Annotated in this window: 20 protein-coding genes; 11 read left to right on the forward strand and 9 right to left on the reverse strand. The window is 41.0% G+C overall.

Features of this window, described 5'->3' with window-relative positions:
- Positions 1-9 precede the first annotated feature (9 nt).
- Together H5186_RS08140 and nadE are read left to right on the forward strand one after the other, a co-directional pair.
- Positions 10-633, forward strand: a complete 624-nt coding sequence (locus tag H5186_RS08140; RefSeq protein WP_145239982.1) for a YceH family protein — start codon at positions 10-12, stop codon at positions 631-633.
- A gap of 110 nt (positions 634-743) precedes the next feature.
- Positions 744-1,580 carry an ammonia-dependent NAD(+) synthetase gene (gene nadE, locus H5186_RS08145; RefSeq protein ID WP_149982194.1) on the forward strand — a complete coding sequence of 279 codons (837 nt, stop codon included), beginning with the start codon at positions 744-746 and terminating at the stop codon, positions 1,578-1,580.
- Positions 1,581-1,592: 12 nt separating this feature from the next.
- Here the strand turns inward: nadE and H5186_RS08150 are convergent, their stop codons facing one another.
- Positions 1,593-2,489, reverse strand: a complete 897-nt coding sequence (locus H5186_RS08150; RefSeq protein WP_182794323.1) for a sulfite exporter TauE/SafE family protein — start codon at positions 2,487-2,489, stop codon at positions 1,593-1,595.
- Positions 2,490-2,707: 218 nt separating this feature from the next.
- On the opposite strand from H5186_RS08150, the gene folM reads away from it, so the two are divergent.
- The 3 genes from folM to folX are packed head-to-tail and all read left to right on the forward strand — an operon-like array spanning position 2,708 to position 4,365.
- Positions 2,708-3,427 (forward strand): dihydromonapterin reductase, encoded by a 720-nt coding sequence (folM, locus tag H5186_RS08155; RefSeq protein ID WP_182794324.1) that lies wholly within the window; start codon positions 2,708-2,710, stop codon positions 3,425-3,427.
- Positions 3,428-3,446: 19 nt separating this feature from the next.
- The gene (gene folE / locus H5186_RS08160) at positions 3,447-4,001 is read left to right on the forward strand and encodes a GTP cyclohydrolase I FolE (protein WP_145239988.1); all 555 of its coding nucleotides are present in this window, start codon (positions 3,447-3,449) and stop codon (positions 3,999-4,001) included.
- 4 nt (positions 4,002-4,005) lie between these two features.
- Positions 4,006-4,365 (forward strand): dihydroneopterin triphosphate 2'-epimerase, encoded by a 360-nt coding sequence (gene folX, locus H5186_RS08165; RefSeq protein ID WP_145239990.1) that lies wholly within the window; start codon positions 4,006-4,008, stop codon positions 4,363-4,365.
- Here folX and H5186_RS08170 read toward each other — a convergent pair.
- The 5 genes from H5186_RS08170 to H5186_RS08190 all read right to left on the reverse strand — a co-directional run bounded on the left by H5186_RS08170 (position 4,362) and on the right by H5186_RS08190 (position 16,422).
- Positions 4,362-4,796 (reverse strand): YqaA family protein, encoded by a 435-nt coding sequence (locus H5186_RS08170; protein ID WP_145239992.1) that lies wholly within the window; start codon positions 4,794-4,796, stop codon positions 4,362-4,364. The two genes, folX and H5186_RS08170, sit on opposite strands and share 4 nt — an antisense overlap.
- A gap of 66 nt (positions 4,797-4,862) precedes the next feature.
- A complete protein-coding gene (locus tag H5186_RS08175; protein ID WP_145239994.1) occupies positions 4,863-5,234 on the reverse strand; it encodes a DUF4870 domain-containing protein in 372 nt (123 codons plus the stop codon).
- Between the two features lie 185 nt (positions 5,235-5,419).
- Positions 5,420-7,600 (reverse strand): S9 family peptidase, encoded by a 2,181-nt coding sequence (locus H5186_RS08180; RefSeq protein ID WP_182717485.1) that lies wholly within the window; start codon positions 7,598-7,600, stop codon positions 5,420-5,422.
- Positions 7,601-7,770: 170 nt separating this feature from the next.
- Complete coding sequence (locus tag H5186_RS08185) at positions 7,771-12,162, reverse strand: S8 family serine peptidase (RefSeq protein WP_182794325.1); 4,392 nt, start codon at positions 12,160-12,162, stop codon at positions 7,771-7,773.
- A gap of 204 nt (positions 12,163-12,366) precedes the next feature.
- Positions 12,367-16,422 carry a S8 family serine peptidase gene (locus H5186_RS08190; RefSeq protein WP_182717487.1) on the reverse strand — a complete coding sequence of 1,352 codons (4,056 nt, stop codon included), beginning with the start codon at positions 16,420-16,422 and terminating at the stop codon, positions 12,367-12,369.
- A gap of 249 nt (positions 16,423-16,671) precedes the next feature.
- On the opposite strand from H5186_RS08190, the gene H5186_RS08195 reads away from it, so the two are divergent.
- Together H5186_RS08195 and H5186_RS08200 are read left to right on the forward strand one after the other, a co-directional pair.
- Positions 16,672-17,142, forward strand: coding sequence for a DUF2721 domain-containing protein (locus tag H5186_RS08195; RefSeq protein ID WP_145240002.1), 471 nt, complete (start codon positions 16,672-16,674; stop codon positions 17,140-17,142).
- A 125-nt stretch (positions 17,143-17,267) separates the two neighbouring features.
- Positions 17,268-17,720, forward strand: a complete 453-nt coding sequence (locus H5186_RS08200; RefSeq protein WP_149982199.1) for a cytochrome c — start codon at positions 17,268-17,270, stop codon at positions 17,718-17,720.
- A 68-nt stretch (positions 17,721-17,788) separates the two neighbouring features.
- On the opposite strand, the gene H5186_RS08205 is transcribed toward H5186_RS08200, so the two are convergent.
- Positions 17,789-18,445, reverse strand: a complete 657-nt coding sequence (locus H5186_RS08205; RefSeq protein ID WP_182717488.1) for a cytochrome b/b6 domain-containing protein — start codon at positions 18,443-18,445, stop codon at positions 17,789-17,791.
- Positions 18,446-18,568: 123 nt separating this feature from the next.
- Here H5186_RS08205 and H5186_RS08210 point away from each other — a divergent pair, with 123 nt between their 5' ends.
- Positions 18,569-19,273 (forward strand): AzlC family ABC transporter permease, encoded by a 705-nt coding sequence (locus tag H5186_RS08210; protein WP_259398451.1) that lies wholly within the window; start codon positions 18,569-18,571, stop codon positions 19,271-19,273.
- Positions 19,273-19,572 carry an AzlD domain-containing protein gene (locus H5186_RS08215; protein WP_182794326.1) on the forward strand — a complete coding sequence of 100 codons (300 nt, stop codon included), beginning with the start codon at positions 19,273-19,275 and terminating at the stop codon, positions 19,570-19,572. The genes H5186_RS08210 and H5186_RS08215 overlap by 1 nt, the downstream gene beginning before the upstream one ends.
- Positions 19,573-19,599: 27 nt before the next feature.
- Here the strand turns inward: H5186_RS08215 and H5186_RS08220 are convergent, their stop codons facing one another.
- Positions 19,600-20,754: an iron-containing alcohol dehydrogenase gene (locus H5186_RS08220; RefSeq protein ID WP_149982203.1), complete on the reverse strand. Its 1,155-nt coding sequence runs from the start codon at positions 20,752-20,754 to the stop codon at positions 19,600-19,602.
- Between the two features lie 173 nt (positions 20,755-20,927).
- On the opposite strand from H5186_RS08220, the gene H5186_RS08225 reads away from it, so the two are divergent.
- Together H5186_RS08225 and H5186_RS08230 are read left to right on the forward strand one after the other, a co-directional pair.
- The gene (locus H5186_RS08225; protein ID WP_149982204.1) at positions 20,928-21,800 is read left to right on the forward strand and encodes a LysR family transcriptional regulator; all 873 of its coding nucleotides are present in this window, start codon (positions 20,928-20,930) and stop codon (positions 21,798-21,800) included.
- A gap of 95 nt (positions 21,801-21,895) precedes the next feature.
- Positions 21,896-22,387 (forward strand): glutathione peroxidase, encoded by a 492-nt coding sequence (locus tag H5186_RS08230; protein WP_145240017.1) that lies wholly within the window; start codon positions 21,896-21,898, stop codon positions 22,385-22,387.
- A 49-nt stretch (positions 22,388-22,436) separates the two neighbouring features.
- Here H5186_RS08230 and H5186_RS08235 read toward each other — a convergent pair whose 3' ends face one another.
- Positions 22,437-22,625 carry a PA3496 family putative envelope integrity protein gene (locus H5186_RS08235; RefSeq protein WP_145240019.1) on the reverse strand — a complete coding sequence of 63 codons (189 nt, stop codon included), beginning with the start codon at positions 22,623-22,625 and terminating at the stop codon, positions 22,437-22,439.
- Positions 22,626-22,712: the final 87 nt, after the last annotated feature.

Raw genomic sequence — 22,712 nt, forward strand, 5'->3', positions numbered from 1 at the left:
GGATTTATTATGCAACTCACTGCTATTGAACAACGTGTGATCGGCTGCCTACTTGAAAAACAAAGCACCACACCAGAGCATTACCCGCTGTCACTAAATGCATTGACCAATGCGTGCAATCAAAAATCGAACCGAGAGCCAGTGCTCACGCTCAGCGAAACTGAAGTACAAGAGGCGCTAGACTCGTTAGTTTCCCAGCGGTTAGTTACATTAGACGAAGGGTTATCTGGACGCGTAACTAAGTTCGCACATCGCTTTTGCAATACTGAATTTGGTAATTTACAGTTAACGGAGCAACAGCGCGCTATTATTTGTTTAATGCTGCTACGTGGCCCACAAACCCCTGGTGAATTAAGAACCCGCAGTAATCGGCTCGCTGAGTTTAATAATGTTGCTGAAGTTGAGTCGGCATTAAATGCCTTGATGACTGCCGAACATGTGACTAAACACCCACGAGAACCCGGCAAACGTGAAAGCCGTTACAGCCATTTATTTGCTGATCCACAAAGTGCTGTTGCAGTAGAACCACCTGAATTGCCAGCACTCAAAGCTGACGAGTTGAATGAGTTACTTGCTGAAATTGATGAGCTAAAAGCTGAATTACAAAAAATTAAGCTACATTTAGGGCTTTAAATTAAACCCTTTGAATTAGATAATAATTCCAATTGCATTAAATAGAGATCATGCTTTTAAGCTAATTGGTATAACCATGACAACCAGTAATATTATTAGGAGAGCTCAGCATGCGCGCTGAAATAGTGGCAGAAATGAAAGTCCAGCCAAATATAGACGTCAACAACGAGATCACACGCCGCGTAAACTTTATAAAAAACCGTTTAGTGGCAGCACATTCACGCTCTTTAGTGCTGGGGATTAGTGGCGGTGTAGATTCCTCTACCTGTGGTCGCTTATGCCAACTCGCCGTTAACGAATTAAATGCGCAGCAACAAACCGACAAGTATCAATTTATTGCGGTTCGCTTACCGTATGGTGTGCAAGCTGATGAAGCTGAAGCGCAATTGGCTGTTGATTTTATTCAACCAAATAAACGCCTAACAGTGAATATTAAACCCGCAGCAGACGGCATGCATGAGCAAGCATTAGCTGCAGTGGTAGGTTGCGGTGATGCACTGCCTGAACAAGCACAAATTGATTTTATCAAAGGTAATGTGAAAGCCCGCCAACGCATGGTCGCGCAATATGAAATTGCCGGACTGTGCCAAGGCCTCGTTGTTGGTACTGATCATAGCGCCGAGAACATTACTGGCTTTTATACTAAATTTGGTGATGGCGCATGCGACTTAGCGCCATTATTTGGCTTATCAAAACGCCAAGTACGCGCATTAGCCAAGCAGTTAGGTGCACCCGATTTACTCGTTAATAAAGCCCCAACCGCCGACCTAGAGTGTGATCGCCCAGGCCTTACTGATGAAGAAGCCCTTGGTTTAAGCTATGAACAAATTGATGACTTTTTAGAAGGCAAAGAAGTCAGTGACGAGGTAAGTGAAAAACTCATCGCAATTTATCTACGCACTCAACATAAACGCCAAGCTATTCCAACCATTTACGACGATCTTTAGGCTGTCATAAGCTCATAAGCTCATAAGCTCATAAACCGTAAATGACACTTCTAGGGCAATTAACAATAAGAAAAATGTGATTAATTGCCCGCTTTTCACTTTAGCACAAACATAAGCCCCTAACGGTGCTCCGACCACAACCACTGGAATAGCCGCTAATAAATACGACTGTATTTCGCTGCTTAAGCTATTGAAGAACCATACGTTCGCAATGCTTGCCACCACAGACGTTATTGCCATGATAATCACCGAGGTTGCAGTCGCTTTTTGAATATTAGCGTTGCAGGCGATAATCAATAACGCAAAAATAGCAATGTCAGCTCCCGAACCAACTAAGCCAGATGCAACTCCTCCAATAACAGCAACTAATGCAACTTTAAATGTACTAACGTGTATATCGGTTTGACTACATACATGTTGCACCCTGCTGTAAATACGCCATAAAAGAGTTAATGCGAAGCATATTAAAAGTACGCTAAATACTCCTTTAACCACCAGTCTTGGTAATTGATCGGCAATAAAAGTAAGGCTTAGTAATACGCCAACTAACGCAGCAGGAGCTGCGATTAATACCACTTGGCGATAATATGGAATACCGGTAAAAATAATGGTTAATGCGGCCGCACTCATACCAAAACTTTGAATCGCTAACGAGAATACTTTTGCCGTTACAGGATCTATTGCCAGTAACTTAGTCATCACAGGAAATGCTACTGCGCCACCACCAAGTGCAGTGCCACCAGCAACAAAAGACCCAAAAGCCATAGTCACAGCAATGCTAAACTCTGCGATAACACTTTGTAGCGCGGCATTTGCGCCTTGCCAAGCAATTAATGAACAATACACGCCAGCAATAAATAACCAGGGGATCATACGCAGTTTATGGATCGGTTTAGGTGATGATTGCATAGTTACGGATCATAAATCGAAGTTTTATTATTATGCCTGACAATCATCGCAGAGCAAATGATCGCAACTGTTCGTTACGGCGTACAAACAGATTGTTATATGAGTGCAATATCTTTGCAGTAAAGATGAAATAGTTCTGTAATTTAGTTTATAGTTGTTAGTAAACACATGGTAATCCAGCTCATCGCATTAAAAAACCTAAGGATTTGTATTTAGTTATGACATCGCCCATTTTAATAACAGGTGCCGGCCAACGTATTGGTTTAGCACTGGCAAAACATTTTATAGCCCAAGGGCAAGCTATTATCATTACTTACCGAACTCGCCATCCCGCTATTGATGAATTATCTGACCATGGTGCTGTATGTGTTTACGCAGACTTTAGCACTGACAAGGGCATTAATGAGTTTGTCAGTCAATTAAAGCTGCACACAAATAGCTTAAAGGCGGTGATCCACAATGCCTCGAGTTGGGATTGCGAAGCGAATAATCCAGATAGCAGTACGCTATTTGATAACATGATGCGGATCCATGCTAAAGCACCTTACTTAATTAACTTAGCGCTTAGCGAGTTACTGTTAAATTTCCAGCAACAGCAGCAACACCCTGCTGATATCATTCATTTAACTGATTATGTTGTTGAAAAAGGAAGTCCAAAGCATATCGCATATGCCGCAAGTAAAGCCGCCTTAGAAAATATGACAAAATCATTTGCAGCTAAGTTTGCCCCGAATATTAAAGTGAACGCTATCGCCCCTTCATTAATTATTTTTAATGATCACGATAGCGATGAGTACCGAGAAAAAACCCTTAAAAAATCATTAATGGGCATCGAGCCCGGTTGTCGCGAAATTATAAACAGCGTCGATTTATTGCTTAGCAGCCATTACATCACGGGACGTTCTTTACCCGTAGATGGTGGCAGACATTTAAAATAACGGATTAATCGAGAAATTTATGCACGATCAATTAAAAAATAGTTACCACGAAATTATTACTGCTGTAGGTGAAGATCCACAACGTGAAGGCCTATTAGACACGCCAAAACGCGCCGCCAAAGCGATGGAATATTTGACCAAAGGCTATCGTCAAACATTAGAAGAAATTACCAATAATGCGGTATTTACTTCTGATGCAGATGACATGGTTTTAATTCAAGATATAGAGCTTTATTCGATGTGTGAACATCATTTATTACCATTTGTAGGGCGCTGTCATATTGCTTATATTCCTAACGGCAAAGTGCTGGGTTTATCGAAATTTGCGCGTATTGTTGATATGTTTGCACGCCGCTTTCAAATTCAAGAACAACTGACTCATCAAATCGCTAAAGCGGTTGAAGAAGTCACCGGTGCTAAAGGCGTTGGTGTAATAGTGGAAGCAAAACATATGTGTATGATGATGCGTGGGGTTGAAAAACAAAACTCAAGTATGCGTACGTCGGTAATGCTAGGTAACTTCAGAGCCGATCCAAAAACCCGCAATGAGTTTTTACAACTTGTAAAAGGCTGATCCTATGGCCAATGCAATTATCCATGTAACTAACTTACGGCTGCGCACTTTTATTGGCTTTAATCCCGATGAACGTGAGAAAAAGCAGGATGTAGTGATCAATTTAGAAATTCACTATCCTGCTGAGCAAGCCTGTGAAACGGATCAAGTTGAACAAGCACTTAATTATAAAGTGATCACCAAAGAAGTGATTAGTATTGTTGAACAAGGTCACTTTTTATTGCTTGAAAAACTAGTGGCAGAAATACTCAGTGTTTGCCATAGCCATAGCAGCGTGAATTATGCAAAAGTGCGAGTTGATAAACCTCACGCTTTGCGTTTTGCAGATTCAGTATCGCTAACACTCGATTGGAGTAAAGCTTAAAGCAACTTATCCAGCCCAACGGCAAAGGCTAGTACAAGCAAGTAACGTGCGCCTTTGCCAAGGGTAACCAGCCATAAAAATGTCCACCAGCGCACTTTAAAAATGCCTCCTACAACTGTTAGCGGATCACCAATAATTGGTAGCCATGCCAACAACAGGCTATAAACACCATACTTTTCAAAGCGCTCTGCAGCCTTATCGATACTTGCCTGTGACACGGGAAACCATTTCCGATCCTTAAAACGTATGACTTGCGTGCCTAACCAGTAATTAACGCAACTACCTAGTACGTTACCAACTGTGGCACTGAGCCATAACAACCAAAGTAAATATTCTCCTTTGGTCACCATTGCTGTGAGTACCACTTCTGATGAGCTTGGCAATAATGTTGCCGAAATAAACGCAGTAAAGAACAGAGTTAAATAAGCCATCTAAGCCTTTATTAATGCATATAAAAAACCCAGCATTTGCTGGGTTTAATAAAAATGAAGAGTGGTTTATTTTATCAATTGTAAGCTAAATGGGTAATTAAACTCTTTACCGTCATTAGTTTTGATTGCGCCAATCACCACCATAATAAACGAGAAAATAGCGACTATAGGTAATAGAATTACCCCGATAACTGCAAACATCAAAATCAAACACACTATATATGCTATGAACATAGTGATTTGAAAGTTAAGCGATTTACGCCCATGTTCAGCCACTAATGGCATTTCGTCTTTTTTTATTAACCAGACAATCAGCGGACCGATGATACTACCCATAGGTATAATAAATCCGGCTAATGCGCTTAAATGACATAACATCGCCCACATACGCTCATCTTTACTCGTTATAACTGGTTCAACCTGTTGATTATCTTCCATTACCATCTCCTTATTTCGTTAATACCTATATGCTGACCTTTTTCAGTCTTAATGTCTAGATTTTAATCAGCGTCGTCGATACTGCTAAGCTCGAGCAAGTGTGCAAAACCACAACACTTAATTTAGACAAAAAATTAAGGCGTAACCTAAGTCACGCCTTAATTGTAAAACACTAAAATCAGTTATTACTTTTTAATACCAGCTAGATCTAAGATAAATGCATAATTTAGAGCTGTATCTTGAAGGCTTTTAAAACGCCCAGATGCGCCACCATGGCCTGCTTCCATATCAATTTTAAACAGTAATTTATTATCATCGGTTTTAAACTCACGTAATTTTGCAACCCATTTTGCTGGTTCAAAATATTGCACTTGAGAATCATGCAAACCTGTGGTGACCAACATATTTGGATACGCTTGTTTACTCACTTGATCGTACGGTGAGTAAGACAGCATATAATCATAATATAGTTTGTCATTTGGGTTGCCCCACTCGCCGTACTCGTTGGTTGTTAATGGTAAGCTCGCATCTAACATAGTGGTCACTACATCAACAAATGGCACAGCCGCAACCATCCCCTGATAAAGCTCTGGTGCTTGGTTTGCCACGGCGCCCATTAATAAGCCGCCCGCACTGCCGCCCATCGCGAATATTTTATCTTGCGCACCATACTGCTGGGTAACTAAGCCTTTGGTTACATCAACAAAGTCATTAAAAGTATTCTTTTTATTGAGTAGCTTGCCATCTTCATACCAAGGACGACCAAGCATCTGCGAGCCACGAATATGCGCGATAGCAAATACAAAGCCTCGATCAAGTAAACTCAAACGACTACTAGAAAAACTTGGATCCATGGTTACCCCATACGACCCATAGCCATATTGTAACAATGGATTAGTGCCATCTTTTTTGAATTTATCTTTGCGATAAACTAAACTCACCGGTACTTTTACGCCATCTCGCGCAGTAATAAATAGTCGCTCCGATGCATAATTATCGGCATTAAAATCACCGATCACTTGTTGCTGTTTTAACAGTGTTTTCGTTGTGCTATTCAAATCGATATCATACGATGAACCAGGCGTCGTCATACTGGCATAATATACTCGTAAGCTTTCGCTATCTAATTCATTATTACCATATGTTCTGACCATATAACTGCTGTCATTAAAGCTCAGCTGCTGTTCATCACCCGACTTTAAGTTGCGTATCGTTAAACGAGATTGCCCCATTTCACGCTCTTTATACACTAAATGATCAGTGAACAAATCGATGCCTTCAAGCTTAATATCATCACGCGCGGCGATCAGTGTTTGCCAATTCGCTTTGTCGTGCGCTTTATCTTTATCCACCGTCATTAGCTGAAAGTTTACTGCGTTAAGGTTCGTGACTATGTAATAAGTATCACCGAGTTTAGCAATATCATATTCTAGGTTTTCTTCACGTTCAATTAAGCGCTTTGGCTGCGCCTTGACGTCATTAGCATCAATTACCGACACACCTGAAGCGTTAGTACTGCCATGCCAAATATAAATTTCTTGTTTGTCTTTACTCTTACCAAGGCCAGTGTAATAACTTGTGTTAGTCTCTTCGTACACTAACTCATCTTGTGCTTGTGGCGTACCTAAGGTATGGCGATAAACCTGATAACCTAACAATGTCTGTAAGTCTTTTTTAATGTAATAAAAAGTTTTATTATCATTCGCCCAGACGATATCACCATCGGTCCCTTCGAGCTTATCTTCTAGTAATTTACCGGTCTTTAAATCTTTCACTAAAATAGAGTAGATACGTCGACTTACCGTGTCTTCACCATATGCTAATAAGTGACCATTTGGGCTGACAGATAAACCTGTTGCCGCGAAATAGTCATGGCCTTTTGCCAACTCATTTACATCTAATATAACGTGTTGATCAGTGCCCTTATCATCGCTACTGCGAACATAAGTCGGGTATTCATTATCCCCTCGCGTTTGCGATGAATAATAATAATCGCCACTTTTAGTTGGCACGGAGTCATCATCTTTTTGAATGCGCCCTTTTAACTCTTCAAACAAAGTAGTTTGTAAAGCTTTAGTATGCTTTAGCATCGCATCAGTATAGGTATTTTCTGCATTAAGGTGTGCTATGACAGCTGCATCTTTTCGTGCATCGTCACGCATCCAATAGTAATTATCGGTGCGCGTATCACCATGAATAGTCATTTCGAAAGGGATCTTATTGGCTATCGGTGCAGTTACATTAACCACTGCAGCTTCACTCTGTACAGCCTCGGATTTTATATTATTTTGTTCTGGGGCTTTATTACAGCCCGCTAAAATAGCTAACGACAAAGCCGCTAACGCAAATGATTGACGTGTTTTCATAGTATTCCCTAGAGTTATTATTATTCCACTACTAGCAATATATCTAACTAGCTGTTGATTACCTATATTAGTTTGTAAAGCAATGTAAAAAGGGAGCCTAAGCTCCCTTTGTTTGATTAACTTTGCTCGTTAGTCACTGATAATTAAAATGACTAACTAAACAATTACTTTTATTTACGGCGGCGCATAAATGCAAATGGTGCAATAAGCAATGTTAACCATGCTAGTGAACCGCTGTCACCGTCATTATTATCGTCATCTTTGCCCACAATATTCTTTACTCGTACTTCAACAGCAACAGCTTTAGAGTTATTACCCGCACTATCAACAGCGATAACACTAAATGTAAAGTTACGCTCATATTCATAATCAATACTACCTGCAACAACAATTTCACCCGCAGCATTAACAGTGACTAAGTCAGTGCCTGACACAATAAACTTAGTAACAGGACTTACATCAGCATCTGGATCACTAAAGTTAAGTTTACCAATCACAGTGCCAAGCGCTGTATTTTCATCAACACTAAAGCGTTGTTTATCAGCAATAACTGGCGTGTTTTCTAATGCGTCTTGCGCTACAGTGATTGTTACTTCAACAGCTGCAGATTGATTACCAGCACTATCCGTTGCACTAACCATCAGCTTTATCTCAGGTGTTGCATCATAATCAACGTCACCCACCACTGTGATTTGGCCAAGTTCATCAATTGCAATACCGTTATGACCTGCCACTGTGTAGCTTACAATTGGTGTTACTGCTGTATCTGGATCAATAGCACGTATTTGACCAATCACAGTGCCTACCACGGCATTTTCTTGCACTTTAAAAGTTTGCCCGGCTTCGATAATTGGCGCAACTTCTGCTCCTTCATCAGCGACATTTAACACGTTAATCGTCACAATTTCAGCAGCTGACTGATGACCATCTTCATCAATTGCGACTATCTCTAACGTAATAGTACTTTGCTCTTCAAAATTAAGTAGTTGAGCAACGGTTAGCATCCCCGTATTATCAATCGTGATTGCATCACTTCCCGCTACAGTAAACATAGTGATTGAACTGTTATCTGGATCTGTGAAAGCTAATTGAGCAAATGCGGTAGCTACTGGGGTGTTTTCTGCAACAGAGAATACTTGGCCAGAATTTATAATTGGGGTTACTTCGCTCGCTTCATCTGCAACATTGGTAATGTTAATAGTAATAACAGCAGGCTCTGATGTATTTCCCAAAGTATCGATGGCAACAACGACTAGTTCAGCGATGTGCTTACCAACTTCAAAATCAACTAACTCGCTGTTTGATACAAGAATTTGCCCTTTATTATCAACACTAAAGCCTTGATGAGTTTGCGATTGCACATAAAACTCAGCAATCGCTAAATCTCTATCTGATTCCACAACACTCAAGGTGCCAACGAGATGGCCATTTTCCGCATTTTCAACAACATCAAATGATGCATTTGCAAGCTTAGGAGCCTGCGTTTTTGGTAACACTAAGTCTTCAGCAGTCACTAATTTCAGTACATCTTGTAATGACGATGCTGTAAAAGCAAATGGCGCACTAGCATTCACAATCGCTTTTTCACCTGGCGCAAGTTGATTTACGACTGTATCACTGCCATCCACCGCAGTTAAACTCACTGACGCTGAAGAACTAAAGGTCGTAGCGCCAACTAGACTATCTGTTTCAAAGTACACGCCGCCACCATAAGATGGATAGCCTACAGATGCCTTAATATTTAACGGATCACCTAAATTATCACGTGTTAACCCCAGTGTGCTGCTACATACCGAGAAGGTAATGGTATCTGCACCAGCTGATTGATATAACGGTGTCAAAAACCGAAGCGTTTCTGCGCCAGTGTCATCGATAGTACCAATAACAGTACGTGAACGCCCTGGCGAAGTCGTTTTACGACCTCGGTCATTGTAGTTCTGCATAAGGAAGTCATAGGCACCATCGTTGTTGGTGTCTATATCTAAACGATAACCTGCTTGGAATACATGAGTGATCTCATCACGTAACTGAATCGATGCTGTAACTAATACACCAGATTCACATCCTTCAGCTGCTATTGCATTGAATGTCGTTGCAAGAATATTGAACGGTGCCTCTGCTGCTGACTTAACTTTACCAGTTGCAACAATATTTTCTGTCATTGTTGAAACTGTTGTTGCCCCGGTATTCTCAACGATAAGTTGCATCTCATTACCAACCACTTCCGGAGCAATACTTAATTCACTAGCCGCTTTTGGTAGCGCATGATAAACAACATGTAGCGCATAATCTGAATCAGTATCATCCACATCGTCAAACACTAAGGCGCCGTCAAACTCTGCGAGCGTTAATGCGGCGCTTCGTGCAGCTACCGACTCGGCATCAAATGGGTTTTCCAGTTTCCACTCGTGCAATTTACTAGGATCAACCGTTAGCGTTACATCAAACTCTGTAGTTTGACCTGCGGGAATTGTTACGCTGCCTGGAATATCCCAACTGATTGCACCGCTGTTTTTATCATTTGCGTAACGTGCTTCAGTCCGTAATTTGTAGGTTTTTTCTTGTGTCGAGAAATTTTTCACGGTGACTGTTTTGCTGATTGACCTAACGCCAGTAAAGTTTTCTAAGCCAAACGATAATGCCGCTTGTTTAGTTTTAAACTCGGTATTATCAACCCATGCTGCAACAGGCAGATTAACCGCTTTTTCAACGTTAACTAAACCAGCACCAATCATACTAATTGGTGCTAATTCAGAATCTGGATTTGTGCTAAGCGGCTCATTAGTCACATTTAGATCTGCCGTATTCATTAATGTTGCTTTAATTTCAAAGGCATTACGCTGTGGGTGTGCTGCGCGTACTAACGCAACCGCACCGGCAGTAATCGGTCCTGAAAAGGATGTACCTGAGGCTGGAGCTAGTTGATCTTGCGTACCAGTTGCTGCAACCATAATGCTTGTACCTGGCGCTGTGATTTCAGGTTTTAATAAACCATCCATTGATGGACCGCGCGATGAAAAGGTTGCCACAGCACCTGATGTTACTTTACGCTCAACAACTAAGCTATATGCAGCCTTGCCTGATGCTTTAAGCTCCGCTTTTATCGCTGCCCCGGCAGCATAAGTAATGCCAATATTTGGGATAGTAACCGTGGCATCAAATCCACCCATTGAAGCAGGAGTACCGTCATCTTCGTTATTTGCAATAAATACAAACGATGCGCCGCGCTGTTGTGCATGCAGTACTTTTTTCGTGAAATTACATTCACCACGGTCTATAAGCACCGCTTTATTATTAAAATCGGTGTCTTCTGAAAATGCTTCACAGCCATTTTGATTTGCGGTTGGGTAAACAAGTTCAGCATCGGTATCTGCCATAGCAAATGCGGTTTGCGGACCAAAACCTGAAACTTGAAAAACAACCTCTTCTCCAAGCACGGTACCTGAAGCAATCCCAATATCTAATGTTGGATGCGTCATCGCACCAACTGCAAGTGCGTTTGGCGTGGTACTTGGTCCCCCAATACGAAAAGGATGATCGCCATCATTGCCTGCTGAGATAACAACATTTACACCTAAATCAACCGCTTTTTGAATTAAGTATTGAGTACCTCCGTCAGTTTCAGTGCCACCAAACTCGCCACCTAAAGACATATTAATAACATCTACGCGGTCAGAGATATCGCCATCACCATTAGGATCCATTGCCGCTTCTAATGCTGATGCTTGTGCTGCGCTTGGACAACCACCACCACACACTGAGTACACATATAACTCTACTTCAGGAGCAATTCCAGTAACAGAGTGAGAAACAGACGTACCATGACTGGTCGGTTCATCAACATCGGGGATCACGACTACAGGATCATGTTCAATTGGATCAGCATCGTCACGAATAAAGTCGTAGCCACCATGTACGATGCCTTGCGGCCAAGCTACAGAAGTAGGATCAGCTTGAGCTGCGTCATACGCCTCTACGGTACCAGCACCACCAAAAACGTTGTGCGTGTAGTCAACACCTGTATCCAGTACCGCTACCGTTTGACCTTTACCTGTTACAACCCCATTTGCAACCAATGGTGAAGCTTTTAAATAATCTGCAGATGCGGCGACATGTAATTCATAATCATACATTGGCAGCACTTTCTCAACTCGGTAGTCACGGGCAATTTTTTCTAACGCCTCAGGACTTGCTTGTACAATCAAAGTAGGCGCCAGCACTTTAGTTTGGCCAATTACTTTTGTACCAAAATCTAGACTACTTAGTTCAATTGTCACTGCACTTTGCACTTGCTCAATTTGTGCAATGGTTGCACGGCTGTCACCTATTTGATAAATACCTTGCGCCATTAGATCGGCAGCGGTTGTCGCTCTTAGCACAATCATATGAGCTGATGGTAACTGTTCTTTAACATCGGTTTCATTAAATGTAGCTGTAGAGAAATTATTGAGAGCGGTAATACTGTGTGCTGCTTGCACTGTTTGTGCATTTACCGATGCCGCCATTAGTGCTGATGATACTGCAATTGATAAGGCTGTTTTTGTTATTAACTTGTTAGACATAAATTCCTCTGATGAGATTATTGTTATTAAATGCTCCCAAAAAGAAACATTAAGTCCCGAATACTACACCAGCAAGAAACAAAAAAACAACATTGAAACAAAAAATGTAACCATTTTAGGTAATAACAATAAATTTAAAACAAAAAAAATACCGCCCAATGGCGGTATTTTAACTAAAGCTATATGCCTTTAGAGGCTATATTACTACTTTTGTTTACGGCGACGCATAAATGCAAACGGTGCTACAAGCAGCGTTAACCACGCTAGCGAACCAGAGCTATCATTGTCGTCATCATCGTTCGCACGTAGATTGTTAACGTCAATCTCAACACTTACCGCTTTCGATACATAACCTTTGCTATCTTCAGCTTGAACACTGAAAACAATCTCTTTATCAAACTCATAGTCAATTTCACCCATAGTCACAATTGAACCATCTAACTGAACACTAACTAATGTTGTTCCAGATACAATAAAACGAGTAATTGGCGAAATATCCATATCAGGGTCTGAGAATACCAATTGACCCAACACGGTACCAATGGCAACATTTTCATCAGTTCTGAATTTTTGACCACCCTCAATGACTGGGGCATGAGATTTAGGATCGGCGGTTACATTCAACATAACTTGCACAACCTCAGACTCTAAGCCGCTGTCATCCATTACTGTTACATCAAGAGTCATAGTTGGAGTTGCATAATAACTTAGGCTGCCAGTGACAACTAGCTCACCCTTATTATTAATACTAATTAAGTTTGTGTTTGCAACCGTACCACCAGTAACCATTGTTGCCGCACTTTCAAACAAACTATGATCAAGCATGCCAATCACTGTACCTTCGGCTGCGGATTCAATAATACTGAAATTTTGCCCTTTTGCTACAACTGGTAACTCATCTGCATCATTGGTAATCGTTACTTTAATATCGGCTGCTGCAGATTCAGTACCAAGTAAATCAGTCGCCTTCACTGTTAAAATGATTTCTTTAATGTCAGACTCAAAATCCAACATACTCGTATCTTCAACCATGATATCGCCAGTTTCAGCATCAATCATTAAGCCTGGAGCAGACATACTCACAACAGTAAAGTTTGTTATACGTAGTGCTGGAGTATCTTCAAAACTAAGTCTACCAATAGTAATACCATCAAGTGCAGTTTCATTAATTGTAAACTCTTCTACAACGAGATTAGGCACAGCTGGAACAGCCGGAACACCAGTTACTGAATTAGTATATACATCTGTCCCTGTAGCTGAGGTCAATGCGAAATTACCATCAGCTCTAATTACAGCCTTCTGACCTGGAGCAAGTTCAGATAATTTAGTTTCAGCGTCTTCTGTCGATTCCAAAGTAACCACCGGATTACCTGTAAACACAGTAGAACCAACTACACTATCGGTTTCAGAGAACACACCGGCTTGATAATTTGGATAACCAACTGAAGCTGCAATGTTAATTGTGCTGCCCAGCATATTTGCATCTAAGCCTAACAAATTACTACATCCAGAGAAGGTCACTGTATCTTCACCAGCAGCATGATACATCGGTGTACCCCACTGCCACACATCCTCACCTGCGGCATCGATTTCACCAATTAATGTACGGCTGCGCCCAGGTATTGCTGCATCACGGCCAACATCATTAATATTCATCATAAAGTGATCATAAACACCATCATTATCAATATCGAGATTCATACGAACACCGATTTGACGCATGTGGGTAATTTCATCTCGTAATTGAATTGAAGATGTAATGAACACACCTGACTCACATGTCTCAGACGTATAAGCAGCAAATGTAGTTGAGAGAATATCAAAGTCAGCGTCGCGGTTCTCTTCACTTGTAGCAACCACTGATTCTGCAGTTGGTAATATCGTAGTCGCCCCCACATTGGTTACAACCAACTCACCAACACCATTAACTTCTTCATATGAAAAAGCTAATTCAGCACCGGCTTTAGGTATCGCATGGTAAACAATGTGCAAGTCATGATCTGTGTCGGCTGTTGAAGTATCATCAAATACCAGCGCACCATCAAACTCAGCCATAGTCAGTGACGGACTACGAGCTGCTAGATCCTCTTGGCTAAATGGGTTTTCTAACGTCCACTTATGCAGTTTAGATGGATCAACTGTCATGGTTACATCGAATGTTGTTACCGTATTTGCCGCAACAGTTACGCTACGTGGAATATCAAAACTAACAGCACCAGTATCCACATCATTCATATAACGCTCTTCAATACGAAGGTCATATGTTTTGTCTGCATCAGAGAAATTTTTCAACGTCACTGTTTTTGTAAAGCTGGTTGTTTCTGTCATGCGTTCTAAACCGAACGATAGCGCCGCTTGTTTAGTTTTGAATGTTTCATCTTCAACCCATGCCGCAACAGGTAAGTTAACAGCTTTGTCAACATTTACTAAGCCTGCACCGATAGAACTAATTGGTGCAAGTGGAGAATCTGGGTTAGTACTAATCGGCTCTACGGTTACATTTAAGTCAGCCGCATTCATGATTGTCGCTTTAATTTCAAGTGCAGTACGATCTGGATGCGCTTCACGAACTAATGCAACAGCACCAGCAGTGATCGGACCTGAAAATGAAGTACCTGTTGCGGGTGCTAATTGATCTTGTGTACCAGTTGCCGCTACCATGATATCAGTACCTGGCGCTGTAATTTCAGGTTTTAGTAAACCATCCATTGATGGACCACGAGATGAGAACGATGCAACTGCACCCGCTAGCACTTTACGTTCAATCGTTATGCTATATGTTGGCATTTCACCGGCTGTTAAAGCAGCTTTCATTGCTGCCCCTGCAGCAAAATTAATACCGACATTAGGAATTGTTACTGCTGCATCAAAGCCACCCATTGGCGCAGGCGTACCATCATCAACATTATTTGCTACAAATACAAACTTAGCACCACGATCTTGAGCGCTTAATACTTTTTGAGTGAAATTACAGGCACCACGGTCAATAATTACCGCTTTGTCAGTAAAGTCAGTTTCAGCAGAAAATGCCACGCAGCCATTTTGGTTTTCTTCAGGGTAAACAACTTCAGCATCGGCATCTGTCATTACAAACGCAGTTTGTGGACCAAAACCTGACGGCTGAATTGTGGTCTCTGCACCTTCAACTGTGCCAGATGCAACGCCAACATCATTTGCAGGATGCGTCATCGCGCCAACAGAGAGTGCATTTGGCGTCGTAGAAGGACCGCCAATGCGGAATGGGTTATCACCATCATTACCAGCAGAAATAACAACGTTCACACCTGCATCTACGGCTTGCTGAATTAAAAACTGCGTACCACCACCGATGTATGTGTCACCAAACTCTCCACCTAAAGACATATTGATTACATCAACTCGGTCTTCTGAATCACCATCACCATTTGGATCCATAGCGGCTTCTAATGCCGAAACCTGTGCTGCACTTGGACAACCACCGCCACACACTGAATACACGTATAGCTCCACCGCTGGTGCAATACCAGTGACAGAGTGAGATACAGATGTACCATGGCTAGTTGCTGCATCTTCTTCTGTTGGAGTAGCTGGATCATTTTCAATTGGATCAGCATCATCACGCATGAAGTCATAACCCCCCATAACTTGACCTTGTGGCCAAGTCACTGCAGTTGGATCTGCTTGAGCTGCTTCATAAGCTTCAACAGTTCCTTCACCACCAAAAATTTTGTGAGTATAATCAATACCTGTATCTAGTACTGCAACAGTTTGCGTTGCACCTGTTACTGTACCATTTGTTACTAATGGTGACGCTTTGATGTAGTCAGCAGTTGCTGCAACATGAAGGTCGTAATCAAACATAGGTAAAACACGCTCTACACGCGAGTCTTTTGCAATTCTATCTAGTGCACCTTGGCTTGCTTGAACAATTAACGTCGGCGCCAAAATTTTAGTTGAACCAAGTACTTTTACATTGCTATCAAGGGTAAATAGCTTATCTTGAACTTGGCTTTGTAACGTTGCAACTTGATTATAGCTCTGACGAGCATCAGAAACATTGTAGACCCCCTGCTCCATCATATCAGCTGCTGTTTTTGTTTTTAAAACAACAAGGTATGCTGATGGTTGATTTTTATTTACAATATCGGTCTGTGATACTGGCGTGTAGCTGGTATGCTTAAGTACGCTGTTATTTATTGTATTTGCATTTACAGCGCCTGTAACTAAGATACTTGTTACAGCGGTTGCAACCGCCGTTCTTTTTATTAGATTCTTAGACATGATTTCCCCTGGGATATGTTATGTATTATTGTATTTATTGGTGATCATAAATTAAGTGCGAGACTAATATAGAACTTCAACACCCAAAATAACAACAACTCGATTACATTAAAATTACAAAGGCAAATAGAAAACCGAAAAAAATAACACTAAACATCTGTTTTTAATGTTTAAAAACTGAAAAGTGAAAATGTAAATGTTTGTAAACAAATAGAACTAAAGCACACCAATATACCTAAAAGGGAACCAATGAACTCTGATGTTATAAATATTTTAACAATGGCAAAAGTAATCCAAACAGCCGTTGCGCCGGTTTTTTTAATTACTGGTATTGCTGCTACGCTGGGCGTTTTATCTAATCGCTTAGCTCGAATTACCGACCGTGCTCGTCAACTTGAACGAAAATTAAAGGTAAGTACCGATGAAGAGTTTAATTCATCGCTAACAACCGAGCTACGAGCACTGCTGAAACGCTCTCGCTGTATCCATATTGCCTTTAGTTTAAGTGTATTAAGTGCGGTACTTGTTTGCGCCGTGGTCATGCTGTTATTTTTGTCTCATATCCAATCAGTTAATTTAGGTGTTTCCATCGGCAGTTGTTTTGTTGGCGCAATGGCACTACTTATTTGTGCATTTATGTCATTACTGGGTGAAGTATTTTTAGCAACCCGTAGTATGCGCAGAGGAATGATCTTTGCTGACATTGATATAAATAATTAAGGCATGATCTTAGTTTTATAATTCAATAACAGTTCAGTTTAACCGCAATACACTTGAATAATCTGACTTGCTGATATACAACAGCTGCTATACAAGCAATGAATTACATATAAGGGGCAAAAGGAATGAAGTTAAAGCAATTATTTTTAGGTGCAACACTTTGTGCACTAACATTTGGTGCAACAGCAAACTCTGTATTTGAAGAGCCTAGTGACGCCATTGAGTACCGCCAAGCGGCGTTTTCAATGATCCGTGTCCAAATTGGTGATATGGGTGACATGCTAAAGGGCAAAGTACCTTTTGATGCTGAGCGTTTTAAGCACCGTGCAAATAATGCCGCTGCATTATCAAAAATGCCATGGGAAGCATTCGTTGCAGGCAGTGATAAAGGCGAAACATCTGCATTACCTGCTATTTGGAGCGATAACGAAACCTTTATGAAAAAAGCGGTAGCATTCCAACAATATGCTGATGAACTAGCCGTTGCCGCGCAAACAGGTGATAAAAAAGTAATTGCTAAAGCATTTGGCCCATGGGCTAAAGGCTGTAAAGATTGCCACACATCATTTAAAGACTAATCTTTAATGCGATCATCTTAAAACTAAAACGGCGCTTAATTAGCGCCGTTTTTGATCTGTTGAACCGTTTAACTAAACAAGTAAGCCACAGGTTCTGCGCCCCATGTCATCAGTAATGCCGCAAATACAACGACAAAAATAATTATCGCAGTCCACGGTGATTTTGTTAGCTCTTCATTACTATCATTATTTTTTTCAGCGGCATAGCCCGTAACCATTGCTTTGACTAAATTTTTGCCTTTAATGCGATAAATTACAATTGCCACAATATGGAGAATAATCGCGTACAACAATAAATCAAAGTTTTTATGATGCACCCAGCCGGCCCATTCAACTACATTACTTGATACATACTGCACTAATGGGCCATCTGTCAAAATGTCATCAGTGGTCATTAAGCCGCTTACTAACTGCGCCAGTAATAAAATAAAAAATGCCAACACCATGTAGCTGCCCGCTGCGCCATGGCCAGGTTTATTATCTGTTTGTTTAAATGATTTTAGTGCTGCGCTAGGTAAATGAAACAATGCACTTAACTTAGCTGTTTTGCTACCAATCAAGCCCCAAATAAGGCGTGTTACTAGTAGCGCTAAGGTGAAAAAGCCAGCCACAAAGTGTAATTCCATCATGCCTTCTTCAGCACTAAAATACAGCGCCGCAATTGCAATAACTAACAACCAATGGAAACTGCGAATAAACCCATCCCATACTTTAATTTTATGCATGCTTAACCTCTTTTGCGTAAAAGCTTATTATTTCAAACTTTTGTTAATTTAGCATCTTTGCTGTTCAGGGTTAATTGATCTATGGCAGACTAAGGGCATTAATTACCGTAATGAATAATATTAATGACACTTAGCACCAAGCGCGCACTCCTAAAAGGCTTTTTAGATATGCTACCACTGTGTTTAGCAGTGATCCCCTGGGGGATTTTATGTGGTTCACTGGCAATACAAAATGGCTTTAGCGCATTTGAAACCCAAGCTATGTCATTATTAGTGTTTGCCGGTTCCGCCCAACTAGTCGCTATAGAGCTAATGGCTGGCAATACGCCTTTATTAACTATTTTATTCACCACCTTCATAATTAGCTCACGGCACTTTTTATACGGCTTAGCGGTGCGTCATAAAGTGATTGATCAGCCGCTACGTTGGCGCTTACCGGTAAGCTTTGTACTCACTGATGAGCTGTTTGCGTTTTCCCATCATCGCAAAGCTTATCGAACTAAAACTCGCTTGATCTACGCGCTCAGTGCCGGCTTTAGCTTTTATATTACTTGGAACTTGTGGACATTAATTGGCATCGTAGCGGGCAGTCTGCTACCTGATCTCACTAATTTAGGCTTAGACTTTGCTATTGCTGCAACTTTTATTGCATTAGTAATTCCTGGTATTAAAAATCTCGCTACATTGGCAACGGTTGTAAGCGCTGGTGTTGTCGCTACCGTTTTAAAAAGCCAGGGGTTTGAACTATGGTTAGTAGCCGCGGCACTATCGGCGATGACTATCGGTTACCTTATTAGCCGTATCCAAGATAAATTGGAGCATAACTGATGATGAGCACTATTTTACTTATGGCGTGTATTACCTTTTTTACCCGTTACTTATTTTTACATCGTGACCTACCATTTAAAGTTGGCCCGAAAATGCAGCAGTTTCTAAGTTTTAGCGCACCGGCGGTACTTACCGCGATTTGGGTACCTATTGTGTTTGTAACAGATGAGGGAATAAATTTAGATTGGCAAAACCCATACCTCAGTGCGGCAATAGCAGCCATTATTGTCGCGTATAAAACGCACAACATTTACTACACAACACTGGTTGGTATGGGTTTATTTTTGACCTTAAATTAGCACATTAGTAATGCGCTAAAAGTAGCTTTAAACGCTGGCTAATAAAATAGCACGGCTTTTATCTAGAGTGACCTGACCACGTTCGCCAATAGCCGTCATACCGTGGCGTTCAAGTTGCTCAACAATTTTATCAGCGACTTCTTCGCCTAAGTTATAATCACTTAAACGCGTTGGCATATTCACACTGTGAAAAAACGCTTCAGTTGCATTAATTGCTTGTTCAATTGCTGCATCTTCATCACTGATATCTAATCCTAAAACGCGTTCTGCGTACTGTAAGATTTTACCGCGCTTAGTTTCTGTTTGCTCAGCCATCATACGAGGTAATACAATCGCAAGCGTTTGCGCGTGGTCAAGGCCATACATCGCAGTCATTTCATGGCCCAACATATGAGTGGACCAATCTTGTGGTACACCCGCTCCAATTAAGCCGTTTAATGCCATCGTTGCTGACCACATAATATTTGCACGTACTTGATAGTTATCAGGCTCACTGAACGCTTTAGGGCCCTCTTCGATTAAGGTCATTAAAATACCTTCAGCGAAACGGTCTTGCAGCTTAGCACCTACATCGTAGGTTAAATACTGCTCCATAGTATGCACAAATGCATCAACAATACCGTTCGCCACTTGGCGCTCAGGCAATGAAAAAGTCACTGCAGGGTCGAGTACTGCAAATTTTGGCAATACAAATGGACTAGCAAATGCAAGTTTTTCGTGAGTGTCAAGATTTGAAACAACACTATTGCCGTTTGACTCAGAGCCCGTTGCAGGTAACGTTAATACCACACCAAGAGCAATAGCAGATTTAATCTCGCCACCTTTTGATAAAATATCCCATGGCTCGCCGTCATAATTAGCTGCTGCGGCAATAAATTTACTACCATCAGCGACTGAACCACCACCAACTGCAAGAATGTAATCAACTTGCTTTTCTTTAACCAAAGCAACGGCTTTCATACATGTTTGATAACTTGGGTTAGGCTCAATACCGGCAAACTCAAACCACGTATGTTCACTTAACGCATCGACGACTTGATCATAGACGCCATTACTTTTAATACTGCCGCCACCATAAGTAACTAATACTTTTGCGTCTGCAGGGATCTCATTTTTAATTAAAGCGATTTGTTGTTCGCCGAAATGAATTTTGGTTGGGTTTGCAAAACTGAAATTTAACATGCTTGCTCCATTGCTTAGAGATGCTCATTATTTAGTGTGAGCTAAAATTTGGTGACCATCTAATTGTAGGGATTTAAGCATTAATTTAAAGACTAAGCTCAGAGAATCACTTTTGCACAGCTGCAACAATAGATGGTATAAACTATAATTACTTAATATTTGAGAACTAAATTATGTGGCATGGCCTTGATGAATTTTTACATGTGGTTGAACATGGCAGCTTTACCAAAGCAGCCAAAGTCATGGAAGTATCAACTTCACATATTAGCCGCCAAGTACAGCAACTTGAAAACCGCTTAGGCTCATTGCTATTTCAACGTACTACCCGAAAAATAAGCCTCACCGATGCCGGCCGCGAATATGCCGTAAAGCTCAAAGCAATTAAACAAGAGCTAATTGATGCTAATAATCAACTGCAAGGTGAGCAACGTAAACCCAAAGGGATCATTAGAATTTCTGGTGCTGGTGAATTTGTTGCATGTCATGTAGCACCTAAAATTGTTGAGTTTGTAAAACGCTACCCTGAGGTTGAAGTAGATATGGACTTCAACAATCGTAATGTCGACTTAGTTGAAGAAGGTTTTGATTTAGCGATCCGTTTTGGCCGCATGCAAGACTCTAACTTAATTGCACGACCACTTAGCCCGCGAATCATGACTCTCGTTGCCAGTCCAGAATATTTAGCACATCACCCAACCCCAACTACGCCTCAACAATTAACCGCTCATAATTGCTTAATTGCCATGGGGAAACGTTGGCGATTTAATTTTGCCGGCGATATTAAAGAGGTAAAAGTTGCCGGCAACTGGCGCAGTAACCATCCGCGCGCACTATTATCTGCGACATTAGCAGGCTTGGGCATTGCCCATTTAGCCACTGATATTGTTGATAAGTATATTGAAAACGGGCAACTAATTACCTTACTTGATGAGTTTCAGGTAACAGACAATGCCTCTTGGTTAGTGTATCCACGTAAAGATTTAATGCCGTACAGAGTGCGATTATTGATTGAACATTTACTCACAAGCTTTAATCATGCAAGTTAAAATAAAATGGTCTATGCAATATGATGATAATTTAAGCTGTATGTCTGTCACAACTCAGGATAGAATTTAACAAACAACAATAACAAGAGAGCAACATGAACGACTTCTATCAACTTTCAGCCAGCAATCTGCAAGGCCAAAGCATTGATTTTTCAGATTTCGCAGGCAAAGTTGTGTTAATTGTCAACACTGCCAGTAAATGTGGCTTCACTCCACAGTACGAAGGTTTACAACAATTACATGCAAAATACGCTGATCAAGGGTTAGTAATTATTGGTTTTCCGTGCAATCAATTCGGCAAACAAGAGCCTGGCGGCGCAAAAGAAATAGCGCAAGGTTGTTTAATTAACTACGGTGTTGATTTTGTGATGATGAGCAAAATTGATGTTAATGGCGAAAACGCCCACCCCGTATTCAGGCATTTAAAATCAGCCTTACCTGGATTTTTAACCCGCAAAATAAAATGGAATTTCACTAAGTTTTTAGTTGGCCGCGACGGCGAGGCAATTAAACGCTTTGCACCATTTACCAAACCGCAACAAATCGAAGGTGCTATTATCAAAGCCCTTAAAAGCAGTAATATCTAAACTCTAAAAGCAATAAAGAGGCAAATTGCCTCTTTATTTAAATTATCTCTTAGTCGTTTAAATACTCATCTAAGTCATCATCGCCCAAGTTTTTACGCAAGCGTTTTTGCTCAAGGTAGTCTTCCAACTTTTTCTTAACCTTTTGCTTATTCTTGTCGTGTTGATTACGCCCGACCATTTCGTACTCGTCTTCAACAAAATCGTCATCTAGCGCATCGTAACTAAATGTCTTACCCACAACCCACTCCATAAAGTGTTTGAGACCAATTAAGGATTTTTTATCACTATCATTGGTAAATTAAAAATGTTCAGCACTATTTCACCG

Source organism: Pseudoalteromonas sp. SG41-2 (genome assembly GCF_014164535.1).
GTDB lineage: Bacteria > Pseudomonadota > Gammaproteobacteria > Enterobacterales > Alteromonadaceae > Pseudoalteromonas > Pseudoalteromonas rhizosphaerae.